The organism is Uliginosibacterium sp. sgz301328 (assembly GCF_041807905.1).
Taxonomy (GTDB): domain Bacteria; phylum Pseudomonadota; class Gammaproteobacteria; order Burkholderiales; family Rhodocyclaceae; genus JBGVSA01.
The window spans coordinates 171,892-195,074 of sequence record NZ_JBGVSA010000005.1; the positions used below are offsets into that span (position 1 = coordinate 171,892).

Here is a 23,183-nt window from a genome sequence, read left to right on the forward strand (position 1 = left end):
TGTTGTGCGAAGGCCCCCAGCGGAGCCTTCCGGATCAAGGAAAGGCCGGTGGGTTCCGATCCAGCGCGGGGCCGGATTGCGGCACCAGCGCGTCTGCGCTCGCCAGCCACGGACCGCCCATCGCCCTGTAGAGACTCACGTACTGCACCATCGCGTCGGCCTGCGATTGCGATAGCTGCAATTCGGCGGCGAACAGGCTGCGCTCCGCGTCGAGTACTTCGAGGTAGCTCGAATAACCGCCTTCGTAGCGCAAGCGTGCGGCGCGCGCGTACACGCGCAAGGCATCGACCTGCATGACCAGTGCGTCGCGCGCCGCCTGCGTTTTCTGCAGACCGACGATGGCGTTCTCGGTTTCCTGGAAGGCGGTCTGGATGGCTTTGCGATAGAGCGCCACGGCCTCCTGCTGGCGCGCTTCGGCAGCGGCGACCTGCCCGCGGATGTTGCCACCGGTGAAGAGCGGCATGCTCACGTTGGCCGCATAGCTCCAGACGCGGCCCGGTCCGCTCCACAGTCCATTGAGCGAGGTCGATGCGCCGCCGAACAACCCCGTCAGCGAAATGACAGGGAAGTACAGCGCCCGCGCCGCGCCGATGTCGGCATTGGCCGCGACGAGCTGTTGTTCGGCCTGGAGAATGTCGGGCCGCCGTTCGAGCAGATCCGAAGGCAGGCCGGCGGGCACCGAGAGCGACGACATTTCGTAGATCGCCTTGCCGCGCGGAATCGGCCCAGGGTTGCGGCCGACCAGCACCGACAGCGCGTTTTCCTGTTCGGCGATGCGTTGCTCGATGACCGGCACGGAAGCCAGCGCATTGGCATACTCCGAGCGCGCCTGGCTGAATTCCAGCTCCGACACCACGCCTCCGCGATAGCGTTTTTCGAACAGATCGAGCGCGTCGCGCCGGCTTGCCAGCGTGTCGCGTGCGACGATCAACTGCTGGTCGAGATCGCGCAGGTTGATATAGCCGGAGGCAACGCTTGCCACCAATGACAGCACCACGCCACGGCGGGCCTCCTCCGTTGCCATCAGATTGGCCCGGGCGGCTTCTGTCTGGCGGCGGATGCGGCCGAAGAGGTCGATTTCCCACGACGCGAACACGTCCGCCTGCACCGTGTTGTACGGATTGCGCTGCGGCGCGCTGCCGACCGCGCGCTCGCTGACCCGCGAACGCGTGCCGTCCAGCTCGGCGCCGATCTGCGGGAAAAACGCCGATCGCGTCGTGCCCAGGATGCCGTAGTACTGGTCAACGCGCGCAGCGGCCGCGAGCAGATCCTGGTTGTTGGCGAGCGCATCGCGGATGAGCGAGTCGAGCGCCGGGTCCTGCATCTCTTGCCACCACAACTGCTGGTGCATGTCCGCGGACTGCGGCGTGGTTTCGGCCGCCGAGGCAGGTGGTTGGGTGCGGAACTGGTCCGGCACCTGCACGCTGGGCCGTGTGTAGTCCGGTCCGAGCATGCAGCCGCTCACCACCAGGGCGCAGCAGGCGGCAATGCTTGTGCGTTTAGATCTCATGGGTCGACCCTCCATGTTCGAGGGTTTCGGGCGGCTCCGTATGTTTGTCGGCTTTCTTCTTTTTCGATGAGCGCGACGACAGCGTCTCAAGCCCCCAGAAGAACATCGGGATGAAGAAGATCGCGATGGCGGTGGCACCCAGCATCCCGCCGATCACGCCCGTGCCCAACGAATGTCGGCTGGCCGACGAGGCTCCGGTGGCGATCGCCAGCGGAATACACCCGAGAATGAACGCCAGCGAGGTCATGACGATGGGGCGCAGGCGCAGCCGCGCGGCTTCGAGCGCGGCATCGTACGGCGACATGTTCTCCTTCTCGCGCATTTCGACGGCGAACTCGAAGATCAGGATCGCGTTCTTCGCCGCCAGCGCAATGAGCACCGTCAGGCCGATCTGGAAGTAGACATCGTTCTGCGTTCCGCGCAGCCAGATGGCTGCCAGCGCACCGAAGAGGGCGAACGGAACGGCCAGCAGCACGCCGAGCGGCAACGACCATTTCTCGTATTGCGCGGCGAGGATCAGGAACACCATCACCAGCGCGAAGGCGAATACGACGACCGCAGTGGACCCGGCCTCCTTCTCTTCGCGGGCCTGTCCGGCCCACTCGTAGCCGAAGTCGGACGGCATCACTTCTGCCGCGATCTGCTCCATCGCGGCCAGCGCCTGACCCGAACTGTATCCGGGCGCTGCATCGCCCTGGATCTTGGCGGCGGGGAAGTTGTTGAACCGCGTCACGATGTCCGCGCCGGTCGTGTAGTGCGACGTGGTGACCGCCTTGAGCGGCACCATCTTGCCCTCCGCGTTGCGCACATACATGTTCTGCAGGTCCTCGGGCTTGATGCGATAGTCCGGTTCCGCTTGCAGGATCACCTGGAAGAGGCGGCTGTTCTTGGGAAACTGGCTGACGTACAAGGAGCCGAACAGCGTCTGCAGGGTCGAGTACACATCCTGCACCGGCACGCCGAGCGTTTCCGCCTTCTCGCGGTCGACCTCCACCATCAACTGACGCGAATTGGTGTTGATGGTGGAGCTCACACCGCGCAGTTCCGGACGCTGCCGGGCCTTGGCGATGATGGCGCGGGTGACTTCCTCCAGCTTCTGCAGCGACGCGTCGCCCTTGCTCTGCAACCAGAACTCGAAGCCGCCGGTGGTGCCGAGGCCCGGGATCGATGGCGGGTTGATCGGTATGACCAGGCCTTCCTTGATGCTGGCGAACTCATGCTGGGCGGCGCTGAGGATCGCATCGGCCCGCAATGCCGGGTCTTTGCGCTCGGCGAACGACTTGAACGATACGAACAAGGTCCCCGCGCTGGCCTTGGTCTGGTTGTCGATCAGGCTGAAGCCCGTGACTTCGGCCACCGAGTGCACCGCCGGGTGCTTCTGGAACCACGCCGAAGCGCGGTTCATGACACTTTCGGTGCGATCCAGGCTGGCACCATCCGGCATGATCGTGGCGCCCAGCACATAGCCCTGGTCTTCCACCGGCAGGAACGAGGTCGGGATGCGATTGAACAGGCCGACCATCAGGAACAGCATGCCGCCGATGAGGATGACCGACACGATCACCCGCTTGATGGCCAATGCCGATACCCACGTGTAGCGATTGGTGATGGCCTCGAAAGAGTTGTTGAACCACTTGAAGAAGCCGCGCTTCTCTTTGTGTTCGGGCTTGAGAAGGATGGCGGCCAGCGCCGGCGACAGCGTCAGGGCAACGAGGCCCGACAGCACCACCGATACGGCCAGCGTCACCGCGAACTGTTTGTACAACTGACCGGTGATGCCCGACAGGAATGCCACCGGAATGAACACCGCGCACAGCACCAGCACGATGGCGACCACCGGCCCGCTCACTTCATCCATGGCCTTCTTGGCGGCGTCCTTGGGCGAGAGCTTGAACTCGCTCATGTTGCGCTCGACGTTCTCGATCACCACGATCGCGTCATCGACCACGATACCGATTGCCAGCACCATGCCGAACAAGGTCAGCATGTTTATCGAGAATCCGAAAGCCGTCAGCCCGATGAAGGTGCCGATGATCGACACCGGTACGGCCAGGATCGGCACCAGCGTGGCGCGGAAGCTCTGAAGGAACACGAACACCACCAGGATCACGAGGATGACCGCTTCCCAGAAGGTATGGATAACCTCGCTGATCGACTCCTGGACGAACTCGGTCGTATCCAGCGAGATCGTGTAGTCGAGCCCCTGCGGGAAGCTCTTCTTGAGCTCCTCCAGCGTGGCGCGCACCTGCTTGGACACATCCAGCGCATTTGCGCCCGGTTGCTGGTAGACCGCGATCAGAGTTGCCGTCTTGCCGTTGTAGGTACTGCGGATCGAGTAGTCCTTGGCGCCCAGTTCCGTACGGCCGATGTCCTTCACGCGGACGATGGCGGCATTTTCGTTGCTGGCACGCAGGATGATGTTGTCGAACTGGCTCGGCTCCGTCATGCGACCGGCCGTGACCACCGGCAGAGTCTGTTGCACCGGTCCGGCCGTGGGCGACTGACCCAGGCGGCCCGCCGCGTACTGCTGGTTCTGGGCCGCCACCACGTTCTGCACATCGGTGGCCGTGATGCCCAGGCTCGCCATCCGGTCAGGCTTGAGCCACACCCGCATGGCATAGTCCGGCGAACCGAAGATCGATGCCTGGTTCGCGCCCGGCAGCCGCTTGATGGCGTCGAGCACGTAGATGTTGGCGTAGTTGGCGACGTAGTTCGAGTCGAGGCTGTTGTCGGGCGAAAAGATGGCGATCACCATCATGAAGCTCGACGACCGCTTCTGCACCGATACGCCTTGTGCCGTCACCGCATCCGGCAGAAGGGGCAGCGCCAGGTTGACGCGGTTCTGCACGTCGACCTGCGCGAGCGAGGGATCAGTGCCGATGTTGAAGTACACCGACAGCGTGAGCGCACCCGTCGACGAGGTCGTCGAGTACATGTACATCATGTTGTCGGCGCCGTTGACCTGCTGTTCGATGGGGGCGGCCACGTTTTCCGACACGACTTCGGCGGACGCCCCTGGATAGGTCGCGGTTACCGAAATCGATGGCGGGGTGATGTCCGGGAACTGGGCGATCGGCAGGTTGAGCATCGCCACACCGCCGGCGATGACCAGCACGATCGAGATGACCGACGCAAAGATCGGCCTGTCGATGAAAAAATGGGAAAAACTCATCGTGCTGCCCCCACGGTGACGTCGACGCGCCGCGCCGCTGCTGCGTCATCGCCGCCGACGATGTCGGCGGGTTTCTTCATTTCGATCCGGTCAGCCGCCACGCCGGCGCGTGTCAATGCACTGTGCACCGCCTGCGCGCGGGCCTGAGCCAGCTTGGTGTTCGCCTCGGCGTGGCCGCTCTTGTCGACGTAACCGCTGATCGCCACGGTCTGTCCGCCAGTGAGCGATGCCGCCAGCTTGCGCAGTGCGACCGAAGCGGTGGCGTCCAGGCGTGAGCTGCCGTGTTCGAAGTACACCGCGGTACCGCCATTTGCCGCCGACGCTGGTGCTGCGGCGGAAGGTGCCGCGCCGGCTGGTGGGGCGGCCGCCGGTGCGGGGGCCGGCGCCGGGGCGCTCGGTGCCGCCGCGCCCGCAGGCGCATTCCCACCTGCCTGCGGAGCTGAAGCCGTGCTGGCGGCCTGGGCAGGCATCTCGGTCGGCTTGAGCGGAACGCCCGGCGCCAGTCGCAGCGTGCCGTCCACCACGACGCGATCACCGGCGCGCAGGCCCTTGGTGACGAGCCAGCCGTCGCCCTTCCATTCATCGGTCTGGATGGAGCGCTGTTCCGCCTTGCTGTCCTTGTCGACCACCCACACGAACTGGCCGCGCGGGCCTTGTTGCACCGCCCGTTGCGGCACGACGATGGCATTCGGCCGCGTCGCACCGAGCACATGCACGCGAACGAACTGGCCGGGGCGCAGCGCGCCCTTCGGATTGGGCAGCTCGGCGCGCACGAGGAAGGTGCCGGTCTCCTGGCTGAACGCGGCATCGGCGAAGGTGATGCGGCCTGTTTCGGGGAAGACGGTGCCGTCGGCGAGAAGCACCTCGACGCGCCACTTGTCGTTCGGGGCGGGCTTGATGATGCCGGCGTCGGCTTCGCTCTGCAGGCGCAGCTTTTCGTTTTCCGACAGGCTGAAATTCACCCGGATCGGGTCGAGCTTGGCGATGTAGGTCAGCAAGCTGTTTTCGCCGCTGACGTACGCCCCATCCTGCACTTTCGCGAAGGACGACAGGCCCGCCACGGGCGACTTGATCGTCGTATAGGACAGGTCCAGTTCCGAGTTGGTGACCTTCGCCCGGGCAGCTTCGACGGCCGCCGCGGCTGCCTGTTCCTGCCCGGTCGCGTCATCCAGATCCTTCTGCGACAAGGCGTTCTGGGCAACCAGCGGCTTGACCCGCGCGAGATTGGCGCGCGCCGTCGTCAGCCGTGCCTGTTGCTGGTTCAGTTCGGCGCGCGCCGCATCCAGTTCGGCCTGGAAGGGTTTTGCGTCGATGAGGAACAGCGTCTGCCCGGGACTGACCATCGCGCCTTCGGTGTAGATTCGCCGTTCGAGAAAACCCGCCACGCGGGCGCGGATCTCGACCTGCTGCGAGCTCTCCGTCTGGCCGACGAACTCATAGACCTGCGGCACGTCGGCGGGCTTCACCGTCATCACGGCGACGTCGGTTGCCGGTGGCGCGGCGGGTGCCGCGGCTTCCTTCTTGCCGCAGGCGGCCAACAGCGCAATGAGTGGCAGGCAGACCAATACTCGATAGGATGTATTCATCATGGCGCGACAGTCTTTGAGTCAGTGTCCGGGGCGGCCCCCGACGGTGCCGGGGGCGCGTCTTGTTCCGCTGGATCGCGGCTTATTTCTTTGCCGGCGCGGGCGCCGCGGTCACGGCGACGGCGATCGATTCGCGGATGGTCGCCACCACTTGGTCCCCCTTCTTGACCTTGGCGAGCACCGCAGGGTCCTGCACATGCGCGGTGACGAGCTTGCCTTCCGGCGTCTTGAGCGTGACGGTGTGCTTCTTGGTATCCACGGCGGTCACGTCGGAGACAACGACGGTCGTGCGTTGCACGGTGCCGGAGGGCTTTTCGCCGAGCGGGGCGGAAGCGCCCGATTCGCTCACGCGCTTTTCCCGAAAGCCGTTGCCGCCTTTTTGCAGTTCGATGGCGATGGCTTGCTGGTAGTCGACGCTCACCATGTCGCCGACCTTGATCTGGTCGAAGTTCTTGACCTCGTTGCCCACCTGGAACTCGCGCGATTCGCCCTTGGAGTTTTCGATGGTGATCACGCGCGTGGTCTTGTCGACCGCCGTGATCTTGCCGGCCAGGCGGGCGTCGGCCTGCACGACCTTCGAGGCGGCCACCGTCGGCGCGGATTGCGCCGATACCAGCGGAGAAGCCCCCAGGGCGAGGGCCGCGATGATGCTCAATTGGGCAACGTATTTCATGTGAGATCTCCTGATTGTTGTGAATCGAGGGCCGAATTGACGGCAGAGAGCAGTGCGTGCCCCGCGAACGGTTTGACGAGATACGCGGCGCCCGCAGCACGGGCTTGACGCTGGGTGTCACCGTCGTCGTAGGCGGTGATGAAGATGACGGCGGGGTGATAGGGGCCGCGATCGAGCGCGCGGTCCAGTTCGAAGCCCGACATGCCGGGCAGATGGATATCTACGACGAGGCAGTCGGCGCGCGCGGTGGCGTCGGAAGCGAGCAGGGCTTCGCCCGTGGCAAATGACTCGGCATGCAGGCCGGCCGCCTCGATGAGGCGATGCATCGCCTGCCTGAGACCGCTGTCATCCTCGACGACGACGACACGCCGGATTCGCTTGCCCACAACCACGCTCCTTTGTTGTCACGCGACTGCACAAGTGTCGGCGGAAGGCTACCGCGGCGCCCCCTGCCTGGCATCGTCCTAAGGTGCAGAGAGTCTTGCCCTTTGGTGCAATGGCGCCTGCAAAGGGATGCGAATCCGGGCGGAACGAAGCTGGCCGTCGGCGGCGTGTGCGGGGTGGAGGGCGGGCTATCGATCGCACCGACGAATGTATGCACTCGTCACGTTCGCCTGTACCCATGCAGTGCCCGCCTCGATGAACCGGCGGCGCCACGGCACAAAAAAAGGCGCCCGCAGGCGCCTTGTCTGTTCTTGACCGAGCAAGCTCAGTCGGCGATGAGCCCGTCATGCAGGTGACGGTGCACCGAAAGCGCCGCACCCAGCCAGCCGAGCAGCGCGGCGAAGGCGAGCAGGGCGCCGACCTGCGGCAACGCCGGCGGCGGCATGTCGAGCACGATGCTGTAGGTCTTGGCGAGCGCCTGGAGTTGCGGACCGATCAGCCGCATCAGCGCTACCACCAGGCCCCATGCCAAGAGGCCGCCAAGCAGGCCCTGGAAGAAACCGAAATACAGGAACGGCCGGCGCACGTACTGGCGCGTGGCGCCCATCAGCATGCTCACCGAGATCTCCTGCCGCTGCGTGAGGATCTGCAGGCGGATCGTGTTGAAGGTAATGATCACGAGCGCTGCGCCGAGCAAGCCCGCCAGCAGCAGGACCATGCTGCGACCAAGCTCGATCAGCGCATGCATGCGTTCGACCCATTCGGAATCAAGCTGCACGAGCGCCACTTCAGGCTGCTTGGACAGCATGTCGCGCAGCTCGATGAATCCGGACGGCGCATCGGAAGCCGGCTCGAGCACGAACGCGTCGGGCAGCGGGTTTTCGGGCAGCGCGCTGGCCACGTCGGCAAAGCCGCCACGCTCGGCGAGGCGTTTGAGCGCCTCATCCTTCGAGATATAGCGCAGCGCGGTGATGCGCGTGTCCGACTGGAGTCGGGAGCGCAGCAGCGCCACGGCATTTGCGCTGGCGTCCGTCTTGAGGAAGACGCTGATCTCGGGCTTGCCCGACACGCCGCGTGCAAGACCGGCCAGATTGTCGATGAGTACGTAACCGAGCGCCGGCAAAGTGAGCGCGATGGCGATGACGAGTGCCGACAGCAGCGTGGTCAGCGGGCGTCGCCCCAGACGGCGCATGGAGTGCGACAGGGCGAGCGAATGTGAATGGAGGCTCATGAATACGAGGGCTTGGCTGAAGGATCGGAGGTGTCCAGCGTATCCGGATACCTCTCGCAAGCGCTCGATTATAGAAAAAACCCGCCTCGAGGGCGGGTTTCCGTGCACCGTGCGTCGTCGCGACGCGGCGGACGGTCAGCAGCCCATGGCCTTGCCGCTGGCGGCGAAAGCGTCGGCGCTCTGCTTGCAGGCCGCGCCCAGGGCCGCCTTGTCGCTGATCTGCGCCCAGCTTGCGCGGGTCTGATCCATCTGCTGCTTGATGGTGCTGGCCACGGCTGCGTTGCCGCCGCCGATCTTCTCGACGCAGGCGTTGACCTGCTTGATGTAGTCCTCACACTCGGCCGGCAGCGCCTCGGTTGCGGCGGCCACGCTCGACTCAGCGGCGGCAGCGCTCGAAGCGGCTGCGGCGGGGGCCGACGCCGGCGCGGCTTCTTCCTTCTTGGTGCAGGCGCCCAGCATTGCAGCAGCGGCCAGCATGGCGATCAGCAGCGAAAATTTCTTGCTCATTGTTCTCTCCCTCGAATGACTGTGAGACAGCCAGACCGCTGCGCGACGCGTGCCCGATCGTGGCCTTGGCTCGGGCCAAAGCGCCCTCGCGGCACGCAGTGTGGGCAGAAGGAGAATGGGCTAGTGTTGTGCGACCGCAAGGTCACCGCCGCACTGGCGTGGATTTGAGAAAGCGGCTTCGAGGCGCTTCTATGATTCTGCTGGCATGGTTCCGGGTATCTGACAATCCGACCGTGCTTGACACAGTCAAGCGCCGACGAAATCTGTCGCCGGCGCACCAGAACAGATCGATTCGCCAGACTATTTACTGCAGCAGTCGTCCCTGGGCGAGTTCTACGCGCCGCGCACCGTAGGGCGAATACAGCGTCTCGTCGTGTGTGGCCAGGATCAGCGTGACGCCCGCCGCGTTGAAGTCGCGGAAGAGCGCCGCGATCTCGCGCGCGTAGGCCGGGTCCAGGTGTGCCGTCGGCTCATCGGCGATCAGGATCGACGGACGATTGACGATGGCGCGGGCGATGGCGGCGCGTTGTTGTTCGCCGCCCGACAGCGTGAGCGGGAGCGCGCGCGCGTGGTGCGACAGCCCGACGCGTTCGAGCGCCGCGTGGACGCGCTTGGAGGCGTCCTTGGGCGGATGTCCCGTCACCTGCAGGGGCAACATGACGTTGTCGAAGATGCTGCGGTCGAGCAACAGGCGGTGTTCCTGCATGACGAGTCCGAGACTGCGGCGCAGGTAGGGAATCTGCGAAGGCTTGAGCCGGCCGACGTCCAGTCCATTGACGGTGACGCGCCCGCCGGTAGGCGACTCCAGGGCCGCGATGAGCTTGAGCAGCGTGCTCTTGCCGGCACCCGAGTGGCCCGCGAGCACGAGCAGCTCACCGTGCCGGATATCCAGGCTGACGCCTGCCAGCGCGTCGTGCCCGCCGGGATAGCGCTTGGAGACGTTGTCGAATTGGATCATCGGAGAACGATTGCAGCTTGATCGAGACCGCGATTCTAACGTGTCGCCCCACGGCGCGTCTGGCCCGGGGCGGATCGGGTCGCCTCAATCGATGGCCGGGCCGGAGGCCAGCCGATGTGCCCAGCGCGTCGTCTCAGGCAGGCGGTAGCGCGTGGTGCAGGCTCGCACCCAGTGCAGCGCACTGTCCAGCGACACGCGATGGCCGCTCGAAATGAACAAGGGCTGGGTATTGGCGCGATTGCGCAGCACCGCACCGATGATGTCGCCACGATCCATCAGTGGGATCCAGGCGCCCAGTTCGGTCGGCAATTCGCCATGCGTGCCGGTCAGGCGCGACTTGCCCACACCAATGGTTGCCATGTCGGCGACCACGCCGAGATGGCTGGCGATGCCGCAGCGACGCGGATGTGCGATGCCCTGCCCATCGACCAGTACGAGGTCGGCGCTCGTCTTGAGTCGCTCGAAGGCGTCGAGGATCGCGGGGATCTCGCGGAACGACAGCAGACCGGGCACGTAGGGGAAATGCGTCGGCCGTCGGGCGACCGCGCGATCGATGAGTTCGAGCCCCGGCCACGACAGCACGGCCACGGCGGCGCGGGTGACGGTGCCGTTCTGCTCGAAGCCGACATCCACGCCGGCCACCTTATTGACCGGGCCGAAATCGTCGGCCGTCACGACCTGCTGCGCGACTTCGCGCTGGACCGCGACGGCTTCCTTCGGGGTGAGGTCCCAGCGATGCGGCTGCGCCATCTCAACCGCGCGCCAGGTTCGCCAGGGCTTCGACCTGATCGGCGATCGGCTGGGGAATGGGCTGTTTGCCGTGCAACATCGCTTCGATGATGGCGGCATTGGTCTCGACCGAGCACGCGTCGTCGAGTGGGGCGTCGGATTCGGCGTGTGCCTGTTCAAACATGACCTGTGCCGCGCCCTGCGCGAAGCCGAGCAGGCGCGGTCGCCGCTTCGGAGAGGCGTACGCCTCGCCTTCGGTGCCGCGCATGAGCAGTGCCGTGGCGCCGTCATGCGCGAGAAAGCGCTCCATGACTTCGAGGTACGGTGGATGCGTGACTGCGACGACGCGCACGCTGCGCTCGGGGCACGGGTCGAGCAATTTGGCGATGGTGTGTCCGCTATTGCGCACGCCAAGCCGCAGGCGCAGGCTAAGCAGCCGATCGAGGCCGTTGCACAATTGCGGCAGGCCGAGGCACGTGATGCCGCGCGAGGCGAGCTGGTTTTCCGCCGATTCGACCGACAGGGCCGGCTTGAGCTTGAGCGCGGTGAGCAAGTCGAACGGGCTGACGCGCGAATCGAAATCGTGGCGCCCTTGTATCAGCACGGGTATGCCTTGGCGGGCGAGCAGGATCGCCACCAGCGGCATGAGGTTGGCCTGCTTGCGCGCGCCGTTGTAGGTGGGCAGTACCACGCAACGCGGACCGTTGGGCACACGCACGGCGTGAGTACGGGCGTCGAGCGCTGCCTTGAAGCCGATCAGTTCGTCGAGGTCTTCGCCCTTGACGCGTAGTGAAAGAAGGATCGCGCCGAGTTCGAGTTCGGGCACTTCGCCGTCGAGGATGCGTCCGAACAGTTCGCGCGCGGCGTCGCGGTCAATGGGCTTGGCGCCCTTGGCACCGCGCCCGATTTCCTTGATGATCGAAGCGTATTTCATGACAGGGCGTACGCAGGGAGGGTCAGGCCCTCAAGCGTACTTCGAAAACGCCTGGCGCGGCCATGAGTACAAGTCCCGGGCCGGTGTGGAAAGGATTCGCAATGGATGTTGGATTCATCGGTATCGGCATCATGGGCCGCCCCATGGTGCTCAATCTGCTGCGTGCGGGTCACCGCGTGCATGTATGGTCGCGGCGCGAAGCGTCTCTGGCGGAGGTCGTGCATGCCGGCGCCGTGGCGCAGGCAAGCGCGGCCCAGGTTGCCGCGCAGGTGGATGTCGTCATCAGCATGGTGGCCGACGCGCCGGACGTCGAGCAGGTGGCGCTCGGCCCGCAAGGTGTCGCCGAGGGCGCACGGCAGGGCACAGTCTTCATCGACATGAGCACCATCGCGCCGAGTGCGGCGCGCGACATCGCCGCCCGCCTGCACAAGCGCGGCATCACGATGCTCGACGCGCCGGTGTCCGGCGGTGAAAAGGGCGCCATCGCCGGCACGCTGACGATCATGGTCGGCGGCGACGAATCCGCATTCGCGCGCGTGCGCCCCGTGCTCGAAGCAATGGGCCGCACCATTACCTATATTGGGGGTTCCGGCGCAGGGCAGGTGACCAAGGCGTGCAATCAGATCCTTACCGGCGTCGGCATCGCCATCGTGGCCGAAGCGCTCAATTTTGCGCGCGCCAGTGGTGTCGACGCGGCCCGCGTGCGTGAAGCCATGCTGGGCGGATCCGCTGCCAGCAAGGTGCTGGAGGACCATGGCCAACGCATGCTGGACCGCAATTTCAAGCCGGGCTTCAAGGCATGGATGCATCGCAAGGATCTGAAGATCGTGCTCGATGAGGCGCACCGCATGGGTATCCCGACGCCGGCCTCGGCGATCATCGCGCAATTGCTCAACGCGTTGGTTGGCGCGGGCGAGGGCGAGGCGGATTCGATCTCGATGCTGAAAATGCTCGAACGCATGAGCGAGACTCGCCATGAAGCGTGAATTTCTGCGGCTGTGCCGCCGACTCGTTCCCGTGTTGGTATTGTTTGCCGCGGCCTGCGCGAGCCTGTATGGATTGAAGGCGCCGGAGGTCTCGCTGTCCGACGTGAGCCTGTCGGGCGGCACGCTGCTGGAACAGCGCTTCAAGCTCAAGCTGCGCGTGCTCAATCCGAATGACAGGGACATCACCATCAGCGGGCTGACTTTCCAGCTCGACATCGGCGACAAGCGCTTTGCCAGTGGAGCGACCGGCCAGACGGTGGTGTTGCCGCGCCTTGGCGACACGGTGGTGGAAGTGGACGCGACCGCGCAGATGCTCAGCCTGATCCAGCAGTTGCCCAAGCTGGTCAATGGCGAAGGCAAGGTGCCGTATCGCGTCAAGGGCGACGTGGTGACGACCGACTACGGACGCATTCCCTTCGACCGCAAGGGCGAGACCACCTTGCCGTGGGCGCAGCCGCCGACGGACTCCGACAGCCGCAGTCTGTAATGCCTCAGTGGTGATCGGCGCCGAACGCGCGCTGGCGTAGCTTGAACAGCTCGTCGCGCGCGGAAGCCGCCTTTTCGAACTCGAGATTCTTGGCGTATTCCTGCATGTCCTTCTCGAGCTTCTTGATCGTCTTCGCCAGCGCCTTCTCGTCCATCGTCGCGTAGTCGTGCTTGTCGTCGACTGCGCGTTCGAGCGGCGCGTTGGCGTCGGGCTGATACACGCCGTCGATGATGTCCTTGATGCGCTTGTGCACCGACCTCGGCTGGATGCCGTTGGCTTCGTTGTGCGCGATCTGCTTGGCGCGGCGGCGTTCGGTCTCGCCGATGGCCGAGCGCATTGAATCGGTCATCACATCGGCATAGAGGATTGCGGTGCCATGCAGATGGCGTGCTGCGCGGCCGATGGTCTGGATCAGCGAGCGAACCGAACGCAGAAAGCCTTCCTTGTCGGCGTCGAGGATCGCCACCAGCGAGACTTCCGGGATATCGAGGCCTTCGCGCAGGAGGTTGATGCCGATAAGCACGTCGAACTCGCCCAGGCGCAGGTCGCGGATGATCTCCACGCGTTCGACGGTGTCGATGTCGCTGTGCAGGTAGCGCACGCGAACGCCATTTTCGGCGAGGTAGTCGGTGAGGTCTTCCGCCATCCGTTTGGTGAGCACCGTCACCAGCACGCGTTCTTCCTTGGCGACGCGGTGACGGATCTCCATCAGCAAGTCATCGACCTGCGTGCTGGCGGGGCGCACTTCCACGATGGGGTCGACCAGTCCGGTCGGACGCACGACCTGTTCCACCACTTGTCCCTGATTGCGCTGTTCGTAGTCGGCCGGCGTGGCCGACACGAACACGGTCTGCGGCATCAGGCGTTCGAATTCTTCGAACTTGAGCGGGCGGTTGTCGGCAGCCGAGGGCAGGCGGAAGCCATATTCGATGAGATTGAGCTTGCGCGCCTGGTCGCCCTTGAACATGCCGCCGACCTGCGGGATGGCGACGTGCGATTCGTCGACGAACATCAGCGCGTCGGAGGGCAGGTAGTCGATCAGCGTCGGCGGCGGGTCGCCCGCCATGCGACCGGACAGGTGGCGCGAATAGTTTTCGATGCCCTTGCAGAAGCCCAGTTCGGTCAGCATTTCGAGGTCGAAGCGCGTGCGCTGTTCGATGCGCTGCGCTTCGACGAGCTTGTTGTTCTTCTGGTAGAACTCGACGCGGTCGCGCAGTTCTTCCTTGATGTTCTCGATGGCGCGCATGACGGTTGCGCGCGGCGTTACGTAATGGCTCGACGGGAACACCGTGAAGCGCCCCAGGCGCTGCTTGAGGTGCCCGGTCAGCGGGTCGAACAGGGTGAGGTGTTCGATTTCGTCGTCGAACAGTTCGATGCGCACGGCCAGCTCGGCGTTTTCCGCCGGGAACACATCGATCACGTCGCCACGCACGCGGAAGGTGCCGCGATGGAAGTCGATGTCCGAACGCTCGTACTGCATCGCCACCAGGCGTTGCAGTACGTCGCGCTGGGGCATTTTCTCGCCTTCGCGCAGATGCAGGATCATGCTGTGGTAGTCGACCGGGTCGCCGATACCGTAGATGCACGACACGGTGGCAACGATCACCACGTCGCGGCGCTCCAGCAGGCTCTTGGTCGCCGACAGGCGCATCTGCTCGATGTGTTCGTTGATCGACGAATCCTTCTCGATGAACAGGTCGCGCGAGGGCACGTAGGCTTCGGGCTGGTAGTAGTCGTAGTACGAAACAAAATACTCGACGGCGTTTTCGGGCAGGAACTCGCGGAATTCCGCGTACAACTGGGCCGCCAGTGTCTTGTTGGGCGCCAGCACCAGGGCCGGCCGCCCTAATTGGGCGATGACGTTGGCCATGGTGTAGGTCTTGCCCGAGCCGGTCACGCCGAGCAGGGTCTGGTACATCAGGCCGTCCTGCACGCCTTCGATGAGCTGGGCGATGGCGGTGGGCTGGTCGCCGGCAGGCGGGAAGGGCTGGTGCAGCCGGAACGGGCTGCCTTCAAAGGTTACAACTGTGGGGCGGCTGTCTTGTTCGGGCATGCTAAAATTTCTTGTTCCGAAGTTTCAGCTGTTCACGTGGGGGCGGGCCGCCAGCACGCAAGAGCAGCACAATCGGCTGATTATTCCTGAAAACCTGTCCCGAAGCATCCTAGACCGGGACTGCACTGCGCAACCTGGAGTACGCATGAGCTCGTCGATCTTCGCCGCCGTCGAAATGGCACCGCGCGACCCGATCCTGGGTCTGAATGAAGCTTTCAACGCCGACACCCGCAGCACCAAGGTGAACCTTGGCGTGGGCGTTTACTACACCGACGAAGGCAAGATTCCCCTGCTCGGCGCGGTCAAGGCGGCTGAAGAAGCCCGCCTGAAGACGGCTCCGGCTCGCGGCTACCAGCCGATCGAAGGTGCCGCCGCCTACAACAACGCCGTGCAAGGCCTGCTGTTCGGCAAGGAATCCGAACTGACCGCCACCGGTCGCGCGATCACCGTCGAAGCGCTCGGCGGCACGGGCGCGCTGAAGGTCGGCGCCGACTACCTCAAGCGCCTGGTGCCGGACGCCACGGTGTACATCTCGGACCCGAGCTGGGAAAACCACCGCGCGCTGTTCGAGTCCGCCGGCTTCCCGGTCAAGACCTACGCTTACTACGACGCCTCCTCGCGTGGCGTGAACTTCGAAGGCATGCTGGCCGATCTGCGCGCCATGCCGGCCAAGTCGATTGTTGTGCTGCACGCCTGCTGCCACAACCCGACCGGCGCCGACATCACCGCCGACCAGTGGAAGCAGGTCGTCAATGTGATCCGCGAACGCGACCTGATCGCCTTCATCGACATGGCCTACCAGGGCTTTGCCGACGGTATCAAGGAAGACGCCGTGGCGCTGGACCTGTTCGCCGCGTCCGGCCTGCAGTTCTTCGTGTCGAGCTCGTTCTCGAAGTCGTTCTCGCTGTACGGCGAGCGCGTTGGCGCGCTGACCATCGTCACCGCCAGCAAGGACGAGTCCAGCCGCGTCATGTCGCAGGTCAAGCGCGTCGTGCGCACCAACTATTCCAACCCGCCGACGCACGGTGGCGCCATCGTGGCGGCGGTGCTGGCCGACGCCGGACTGCGCCAGCAGTGGGAAAACGAACTGGCCGGCATGCGCGAGCGCATCCGCGCTATGCGTACCGGCCTGGTGGCCAAGCTGGCCGAGCGCGGCGTGAAGCAGGACTTCTCGTTCGTGATCAAGCAGCGCGGCATGTTCTCCTACACCGGCCTGACCGCCGAGCAGGTCGAAAAGATGCGCGTCGATTTCGGTATCTACGCCGTGTCGACCGGCCGTATCTGTCTGGCTGCGCTCAACAGCAAGAACATCGACTACGTAGCCGACGCCATCGCAGCCGTGCTGAAGTAAGCCTCGGATCGCAAACATCCGTAAAAACAAAGGGGCCTTCGGGCCCCTTTGTCGTTGGTTGGGGCAAGCTGTCGACTTCCCCCGAAGAACAATGCGCGACCCGCCACGTGGCGCCTCGCGCCGGAAGCCGGTAATGCTCCCCCTTGTCCTGTTGTTGAGCGGCATCGTCATCGCGTTGATCACACAATGCGCGATGGCCGCGTACGCCTTTACCCGTTCCCTCGGCCAAGGTCTGGCCTGCGTGTTCGTGCCCTTCTATGCGGGGCGATACGCGCGAATCAATGCGCTTAGCCCAGCGCTGCTCCGTACCTGGTACGTCGGCGTGGTGCTCTTCGCCTTCGGCATCATTACCTGGCACTGAGCGGATCGGTCGGTCAGCGGCTTGCCTCTCGCAGGCGGCTGCGCACATCGGCGACACCTTGCCAGGCGCGGCGTTCCGGCGTTCCGATGGCATAGGCGGCGGATGTCGCCGCATCCTGCTCCATAAAACTCGCCAGCAGGCGATCGAGCGCCCGCACATCGGGAATCATCGGCCCGCAGAAAAGGACGTGCTCACCGCGCTGGATGACCAGCGTGGGGAAGTTGTCGACGTCCACATCGCCCGCCACCTCCGCTTCATCTTCGACATCCACCCACGCATACGCCACTCCGGGGCGTTTCCCGGCGAGCGCCTCGAATGACGGACGATATTCGCGGCAACTGCCGCACCATTGCGCACACAGGCAGGTGACCAGGAATTCAGCAGTGAGATCGGGCGCGTTGGATACGGTCATGGTGAATGGTGCGACGTGGAGCTGGCAAATTGTGCGCGAACTGCGTGACGGGCGTGTGCTCGGTAGCCAGTGCTTCGGCCGACCCGGGCAGGGGGCGCGAATGTCGGCCGAAGGTCGCATCCTGCCAGCACGCGCCAAAAACGCAAATGACGCGCATCGCGGCGCGTCATGTCGGACTCGCAGAGTCTTGCTCCCACAATGGGGGAGGGTGATTCTAAGCCTTTGAGCGCCAATGCGCCCCGCCGCCCACATGCACCATGTCCAATTCGAGGCCCGCACGCCTGGGCGGGGGCGGTCTCCAGCGCGGATCCGGGAGCCGAATCCGGGGCGAATCAACTCCGATGTTCATGCTGACGTAAGCGCCAAGAAAGAAAAAGAGGCGCATGCTATCTAGAGGGAGGCGCGTCCTGGTCGGATCCACCGCCTGTCGAGCACGCGCCTCCCGCAAAGGAGGAGGACGCTATGCAGAACATACTCGTGCCCGTGGACGGATCTGATGTATCCCTGAGAGCCGTCCGGTTCATCGCCGACCGAATCACCCACGGTTATCCAGCCACACTCTACTTGCTCAATGTCCAGCCCCCCATCCTGACGGGGGACGTCAAGATGTTCGTGAGCGGCGATGTCATCGCCGAGTACTACCGGCAGGAAGGAGAAAGCGCGCTGACCAGGGCCAAGGCATTGCTCGATGAGGCGGGCGTGCCCTACGACGCCTACGTGCAGATCGGGCACATCGCCGAGACCATCGCCCGCTTTGCCGCAGACAAGCAATGCTCGAGCATCGTCATGGGTGCTCGCGGGCTGGGCTCGGTGGTGGGAATGCTGCTCGGTTCGGTCACCACCAAGGTGCTGTACCTGGTCTCCATCCCCGTGACCATCGTGAAGTGACGTTACCGCATTCCTTCAACTCCGCTGCCGGTGCGGCCGGGCATCTCTTCGTGCGTAGAAGAGAAGTCCGCGGCGCATCAGCAGCTTTTCCAGTTCGGCGAGCAGGAATACCAGCGCCGACAACCCGATGCACACGCTCAGCTCGGCCAGGGTGAGAGGGGCCGTGTTGAACACCGGATTGAGAAGCGGTACGTAGATCGTCGCCAGTTGCAGCACGAAGCTCAACAACACCGCACCCAGCAAGGCACGGTTGCGAAACACGCCTTGTGTGAAGACCGAGTCCCACTCCACCCGAATCGCCATCACGAGCGCCAGTTGCGACAAGGTCAATTGGGTAAAGACCATCGTTTGCCAGTGAGCGTCGCCCAGATGGATGGCCCAGAACTGGACGGTCAGGCATAGGGCCGCGATCAAGGAGCCCATCACCACTACGCTTTGCCACATGCCGTGGGCAAAGACGCTCTCGTTGGGCGGTCGCGGCGGTCTTTGCATCGTGCCTTTTTCGGCTGGTTCGACGGCAAGCGCCAATCCGGGGAGTCCGTCGGTCAAGAGGTTGATCCATAGAAGGTGGATCGGAAGCAGCGGAATGGGCAGGCCAAGAAACGGCGCCACGAAGAGTGTCAGGATTTCCGCCGAGTTGCCCGTCATCGCGTAGCGGATGAACTTGCGGATGTTGTCGAAAATGCGTCGCCCTTCGCGTACGGCCTTTACGATCGTGGCGAAGTTGTCGTCGAGAAGAATCAGGCTGGCGGCCTCCCGGGCGACGTCGGTGCCGCCCCTGCCCATGGCGACGCCTATGTCGGCGCGCTTGAGCGCGGGGGCGTCATTGACACCGTCTCCCGTCATGGCGACGAACTCGCCGTCGGCTTGCAGCGCCTGGACGATGCGTATCTTCTGCGCGGGATCGACCCGCGCGTACACCTCGATATCCGTCACGGACTGCGCGAATGTCTCGTCATCGATCGCCGCCAACTGCAGTCCCGTCATGACGCTGCCCGGGCCGCTCGTCATGCCGAGTTGCCGGGCGATCGCCTGCGCCGTGGCGGGATGATCGCCGGTGATCATGACGGGCCGAATGCCTGCGCTGCGACACAGCGCAATCGCTTCCTGGGCCTCCGCGCGGGCCGGGTCTATCAGTCCGACCAATCCCGTGAATTCGAGCATGGATTCGATCCGCTCGACGGCAAACGAGTCTGGGTCGGGCAGCGAATCCCAAGGGCGCTGCGCCAGCGCGAGGACGCGCATGCCGTCAGCCGCCATCTGTTCGGCCGCCGCCAGCATTGTGTCCGGGTCGAAAGCGTCGCCTTCCGGTAGCCCGTGGGCGGCATGACAGCGTGGCAACACACTCTCGGGCGCCCCCTTCGTGTAGGCGACGATGCCGCTCGACTTCTGGTGGAAGGTCGTCATGCGCTTGCGGTCGGAGTCGAACGGCAGTTCGAACACACGGGGCGCGCGAGCGCTGAGCGAGGTCTTGTCGTACCCCGCGGAGAACGCGGCGTTGAAGAGCGCAACTTCGGTTGGGTCGCCGATGACGTTGCCATCGGCATGGCGACTTGCGTCGTTGCACAGACACAACCCCGTCATCAAGGCAGGCCAGGGATCGTCGGCGGGAACGGACCGCGCATCCGTTATCGAGCCGGACATCGTCCGTAACTCGGCCGCCTTCATGCGATTCTGGGTCAGCGTCCCGGTCTTGTCCGAGCAGATGTAGGTGACCGACCCTAGCGTTTCGACGGCTGGCAGCCGGCGTATGAGCGCATTCTGCCGCACCATCTTGCGTGCCCCGAGCGCCAGGGAAATGGTGACCACCGCCGGCAGCGCTTCGGGAATCGCCGCGACCGCCAGGCTGATCCCCGTGAGCAAGACCAGCATGATCGGCTCGCCGCGCAGCAGCCCGGTGACGACGAAGATCGAGCAGATGCCGAGAATCGCGATGGCCAGCCGCTGGCCGAAAACGGCCAGACGCTTTTGCAGCGGCGTGGCGGGTTCTTCGGCGCTGTCGAGCAGGTCGGCGACTTTCCCCAGCTCACTGTCCATGCCCGTCGCCACGACGATGCCTGTACCGCGCCCGTAGGTCACCACGGTGCCCTTGAACGCCATGTTCTCCCGGTCTCCCAAAGGCAACTGCGCGTTGTCCAAAGGCGTAGTCGCCTTATCCACGGGCACTGCCTCGCCCGTCAGTGCGGATTCGTCGACCTTGAGCTGGGCCACTTCGATGAGGCGGACGTCCGCGCTGACCACCTGGCCTGCCTCGAGCAGCAGGATGTCGCCCGGAACGACATTCGCTGACGGGATCTGGACAATCTGCCCAGCGCGCAGCACCTGGGCGCTGGTTCCCGCCATGCGCTTGAGCGCAGCCATTGCCTGTTCGGCCCGCATGGTCTGCGCAAAACCGATGAGCGCGTTGAGTATCACGATGACCAGAATGGCGATCGCATCCTTCGTGTCGCCGACGACGCCGGAAACCACCGCGGCGGCCAGCAGCACCAGGATCATGAAGTTGGCAAACTGGTCGAGCAGAACCCGCCACGCCGGCAATCCCGGTTTCTCGCGGATGACATTGGGGCCCGAGTGAGCCAGTCGGGTATCGACCTCGTCAGGGGTTAGCCCCTCCTGCGTCACCACCTTGAAGTGCCGGGCTACGGCGTCGGCGGCGTGCGTGTGCCAAGCGGCTTCGGCGGTAGGTCGAAAAGTGCCAGGGTTCTTCACGGACAGCCTCCCGTAGATCAGCGAGCCATGTGTTTTCCCTTGTCATCCTCGGTGGACGTACCGGGCAAATCTGCATGGATGCTCTCTGCTGCGTGACGGATGTTGGGCCCAGCGTTCGATCTTTCGCCACCTTGTTCGCGCAGGTGCGGATGGTCTGCCTTCATCGTAGCAACGATGCGCGATGTTTGTGCGCCTGCTCTCGCAACAAGAACGCGAACGTGCGGTACGTCAGCGTCAGGGGAATCATGCGAGAGCGCTATTTCGATTCTCTTGCTGCCGTATCGATTGAGTGTTCGGCAGGGATTGCGAAATGAATGACGCCTATCCCTGAGCGTCTCGCCTCGCAGCCACGTGGCGATAGCGTTCGCAGACAGGGACTGAAGAATAAAAAAGGGCGACGCCTCGCGGTCGTCGCCCTGTGTCGCACCTTGATCAAGACTCCTTACCAGGAGTATTTCGTCCCTAGCTGGAATTCGACCGAGCGGTAATTCTGGCTGCCGATTTCGCCCGCCACGCTTCCCCACACGATCATGTGCTTGCTGACATTGCCCTGCACGCCGGCCTTGGCTTCGTAGCGGTTTCCGGGCAAGGCGTCGCGCACGGAGTCGGCATTGAACATCGCGCTTTGCGAAGCGGGGCCATGCCACCAGTTAAGCTCAGCGAAGGGCCGCACCATTGACTCATCGCCCTTGCGCTGGCCATGCAGGCGGACACCCAGACGCGTGGTGACACCCGTATCGGAGAGGCCCGAGACAACTGTTCCGGTCGCTTCGGTGTGCGGCTTCATACGGTAGTTTTGCACGATCACCTGTCCCTGCGGTTCAAGGTAGGCGAGCCACTTTTCGGCGTCGCGGATCTTGAAGGCATAGCCCGCTTCCAGCGACCCCGTCCACGTGTTCGAGCGATACGACTCGCGCGGCAGGCCTTCACCTTCGACACGGTTATCGTAGGAACCGTACATCAGCCATCCATCGACGTACGGACCGGTGACGATGTCGCGGTTGCCGAACCAGGTTGCATAGACGCCGAGGTTGTAACCGCTGACCGAACCGTCGGCCTTGGTCCAGCCGTTGTCGGCGCGGTTGACGCTGTCGCCCCACAGGCCCATGACGCCGATACGCAAGCTGTCCTGGTGTTCGTCATCCTCGGTCCGGTAGATGTCGCTGCCGAAGTGGATCAACTTGGTCTCGTCGCGCATGCGCAAGTCGTTGGCATCGCGATGACCGTTGGCGCCCTGCACGCGCACCCATGCCGACGCATCGGTTGATTCGGCGAGGTTCTTGCCGATCATGCCCGGTGCCTGCGCCTGCCGTTCGTGCAAGGTGTGCACCGGCATGGCCAGCGCTGCGGCGCGGTTGTTGAAGTAAGCACCGACTTCGGCGCGGTATGGCAGATCGGTCGTGCCCGGATCGGCCGGATCATCAGGCACCTCCACCGGATCGACCCCCGTCTTTCTGGAGACCAGGTACCAGTCGTCCACCACACCACCGTCGCCGCCGCGCGCCAGACGGTAGTCATACGCGCCCGCTGCCAGAGTGCCTGCCACATGACGATAGCCGTCGGACGACGGATCGAGATGGAAGGCACTCGCATCGGTCGTGGCACCGTCGCGCGTTTCGACCACGCGGATGCCTTGCGTGGTCAGCGCCCCCGTGCCACCCGCCGTCTTCACCACGACGCCGGTCGTGCCGGATGCTGTGCCGCCTTCGATCACCAGCTTGTCGGTCGCGGAGCTGTCGTCGCCCATGACGGTGCGCAGCGTCAGCGTGCCGCCGTTGCCCACGTAATCGCCCTGCACGACGAGCGTATTGCCCGGCTGTGTGCCGCTCGGACCGGCAAGATTGATGTGGCCTGCATTGGTGAGCCCGGCGGCCAGCGTGAACGTGCCGTTGGCCGCGTGCGCATGTCCGGCGACGGCGTTGAGCGCCGCCACCTCGCCCTGGTTGGTGACATGTCCGCTGACCGTACCGGAACCCGCGAGCAGGGCGCCTGCGGCGACGGTGACTTCGTCGGCGCCTGGGGCCCCGAGTCTGCGGTTGGCGTTGCTCTCATCGCCCACGAGCACGCCGCCTGCGTTGATGTCGGTGCGACCGGCATGGAGGACGGCGTCACCCATGTTCAGCAATCCCGATCCGTCTTTGATGAGCGCGCCCCCGCCGTCGACACGGTTGGAGAGCGTCCAGTCCGTGTAGCTCGCGATGTGCAGCGCGCCATCGTTATCCACCGAAGCCGTGCCGAGATTGCGTGCAGCG

General features: G+C 64.6%; 19 protein-coding genes. 5 read left to right on the forward strand and 14 right to left on the reverse strand.

What is annotated here, in order from left to right; all coding sequences use genetic code 11:
- Positions 1 to 34 precede the first annotated feature (34 nt).
- The 10 genes from ACDA63_RS05830 to ybiB all read right to left on the reverse strand — a co-directional run bounded on the left by ACDA63_RS05830 (position 35) and on the right by ybiB (position 11,684).
- Positions 35 to 1,510: an efflux transporter outer membrane subunit gene (locus ACDA63_RS05830; RefSeq protein WP_373662268.1), complete on the reverse strand. Its 1,476-nt coding sequence runs from the start codon at positions 1,508 to 1,510 to the stop codon at positions 35 to 37.
- On the reverse strand, positions 1,500 to 4,682 hold the full coding sequence (locus tag ACDA63_RS05835; RefSeq protein WP_373662269.1) for an efflux RND transporter permease subunit: 3,183 nt from the start codon (positions 4,680 to 4,682) through the stop codon (positions 1,500 to 1,502). The genes ACDA63_RS05830 and ACDA63_RS05835 overlap by 11 nt, the downstream gene beginning before the upstream one ends.
- A complete protein-coding gene (locus ACDA63_RS05840) occupies positions 4,679 to 6,271 on the reverse strand; it encodes an efflux RND transporter periplasmic adaptor subunit (protein WP_373662270.1) in 1,593 nt (530 codons plus the stop codon). The genes ACDA63_RS05835 and ACDA63_RS05840 overlap by 4 nt, the downstream gene beginning before the upstream one ends.
- A 79-nt stretch (positions 6,272 to 6,350) precedes the next feature.
- Positions 6,351 to 6,941, reverse strand: coding sequence for a hypothetical protein (locus ACDA63_RS05845; RefSeq protein ID WP_373662271.1), 591 nt, complete (start codon positions 6,939 to 6,941; stop codon positions 6,351 to 6,353).
- Complete coding sequence (locus tag ACDA63_RS05850) at positions 6,938 to 7,327, reverse strand: response regulator transcription factor (protein WP_373662272.1); 390 nt, start codon at positions 7,325 to 7,327, stop codon at positions 6,938 to 6,940. Before ACDA63_RS05850 ends, ACDA63_RS05845 begins: the two co-directional genes overlap by 4 nt.
- 323 nt (positions 7,328 to 7,650) lie before the next feature.
- On the reverse strand, positions 7,651 to 8,556 hold the full coding sequence (gene ftsX, locus ACDA63_RS05855; protein ID WP_373662273.1) for a permease-like cell division protein FtsX: 906 nt from the start codon (positions 8,554 to 8,556) through the stop codon (positions 7,651 to 7,653).
- Positions 8,557 to 8,691: 135 nt separating this feature from the next.
- On the reverse strand, positions 8,692 to 9,063 hold the full coding sequence (locus tag ACDA63_RS05860) for a DUF5339 family protein (protein ID WP_373662274.1): 372 nt from the start codon (positions 9,061 to 9,063) through the stop codon (positions 8,692 to 8,694).
- Positions 9,064 to 9,367: 304 nt separating this feature from the next.
- On the reverse strand, positions 9,368 to 10,021 hold the full coding sequence (locus ACDA63_RS05865) for a cell division ATP-binding protein FtsE (RefSeq protein WP_373662275.1): 654 nt from the start codon (positions 10,019 to 10,021) through the stop codon (positions 9,368 to 9,370).
- A gap of 84 nt (positions 10,022 to 10,105) precedes the next feature.
- Positions 10,106 to 10,771: a deoxyribonuclease V gene (gene nfi / locus ACDA63_RS05870; RefSeq protein ID WP_373662276.1), complete on the reverse strand. Its 666-nt coding sequence runs from the start codon at positions 10,769 to 10,771 to the stop codon at positions 10,106 to 10,108.
- 1 nt (position 10,772) lies between these two features.
- Positions 10,773 to 11,684, reverse strand: a complete 912-nt coding sequence (ybiB, locus tag ACDA63_RS05875; protein ID WP_373662277.1) for a DNA-binding protein YbiB — start codon at positions 11,682 to 11,684, stop codon at positions 10,773 to 10,775.
- A 101-nt stretch (positions 11,685 to 11,785) separates the two neighbouring features.
- On the opposite strand from ybiB, the gene ACDA63_RS05880 reads away from it, so the two are divergent.
- Together ACDA63_RS05880 and ACDA63_RS05885 are read left to right on the forward strand one after the other, a co-directional pair.
- Complete coding sequence (locus ACDA63_RS05880; RefSeq protein ID WP_373662278.1) at positions 11,786 to 12,670, forward strand: 2-hydroxy-3-oxopropionate reductase; 885 nt, start codon at positions 11,786 to 11,788, stop codon at positions 12,668 to 12,670.
- Positions 12,660 to 13,157 carry an LEA type 2 family protein gene (locus ACDA63_RS05885; RefSeq protein ID WP_373662279.1) on the forward strand — a complete coding sequence of 166 codons (498 nt, stop codon included), beginning with the start codon at positions 12,660 to 12,662 and terminating at the stop codon, positions 13,155 to 13,157. Before ACDA63_RS05880 ends, ACDA63_RS05885 begins: the two co-directional genes overlap by 11 nt.
- Positions 13,158 to 13,161: 4 nt before the next feature.
- Here ACDA63_RS05885 and uvrB read toward each other — a convergent pair whose 3' ends face one another.
- Positions 13,162 to 15,210 (reverse strand): excinuclease ABC subunit UvrB, encoded by a 2,049-nt coding sequence (gene uvrB / locus ACDA63_RS05890; protein WP_373662280.1) that lies wholly within the window; start codon positions 15,208 to 15,210, stop codon positions 13,162 to 13,164.
- A gap of 145 nt (positions 15,211 to 15,355) precedes the next feature.
- Between uvrB and ACDA63_RS05895 the strand changes: the two genes are divergently transcribed.
- Together ACDA63_RS05895 and ACDA63_RS05900 are read left to right on the forward strand one after the other, a co-directional pair.
- Positions 15,356 to 16,561, forward strand: a complete 1,206-nt coding sequence (locus ACDA63_RS05895; RefSeq protein WP_373662281.1) for an amino acid aminotransferase — start codon at positions 15,356 to 15,358, stop codon at positions 16,559 to 16,561.
- Positions 16,562 to 16,694: 133 nt separating this feature from the next.
- Positions 16,695 to 16,922 (forward strand): hypothetical protein, encoded by a 228-nt coding sequence (locus ACDA63_RS05900; protein ID WP_373662283.1) that lies wholly within the window; start codon positions 16,695 to 16,697, stop codon positions 16,920 to 16,922.
- 13 nt (positions 16,923 to 16,935) lie between these two features.
- Here the strand turns inward: ACDA63_RS05900 and ACDA63_RS05905 are convergent, their stop codons facing one another.
- The gene (locus ACDA63_RS05905) at positions 16,936 to 17,334 is read right to left on the reverse strand and encodes a thioredoxin family protein (protein WP_373662284.1); all 399 of its coding nucleotides are present in this window, start codon (positions 17,332 to 17,334) and stop codon (positions 16,936 to 16,938) included.
- 462 nt (positions 17,335 to 17,796) lie between these two features.
- Between ACDA63_RS05905 and ACDA63_RS05910 the strand changes: the two genes are divergently transcribed.
- Positions 17,797 to 18,222 (forward strand): universal stress protein, encoded by a 426-nt coding sequence (locus tag ACDA63_RS05910; RefSeq protein ID WP_373662285.1) that lies wholly within the window; start codon positions 17,797 to 17,799, stop codon positions 18,220 to 18,222.
- A gap of 15 nt (positions 18,223 to 18,237) precedes the next feature.
- Here the strand turns inward: ACDA63_RS05910 and ACDA63_RS05915 are convergent, their stop codons facing one another.
- Both ACDA63_RS05915 and ACDA63_RS05920 read right to left on the reverse strand, forming a co-directional pair.
- Positions 18,238 to 20,931 carry a cation-translocating P-type ATPase gene (locus ACDA63_RS05915; protein ID WP_373662286.1) on the reverse strand — a complete coding sequence of 898 codons (2,694 nt, stop codon included), beginning with the start codon at positions 20,929 to 20,931 and terminating at the stop codon, positions 18,238 to 18,240.
- A gap of 442 nt (positions 20,932 to 21,373) precedes the next feature.
- On the reverse strand, positions 21,374 to 23,183 hold a 1,810-nt coding region (locus ACDA63_RS05920; RefSeq protein WP_373662287.1), incomplete at its 5' end, for an autotransporter outer membrane beta-barrel domain-containing protein.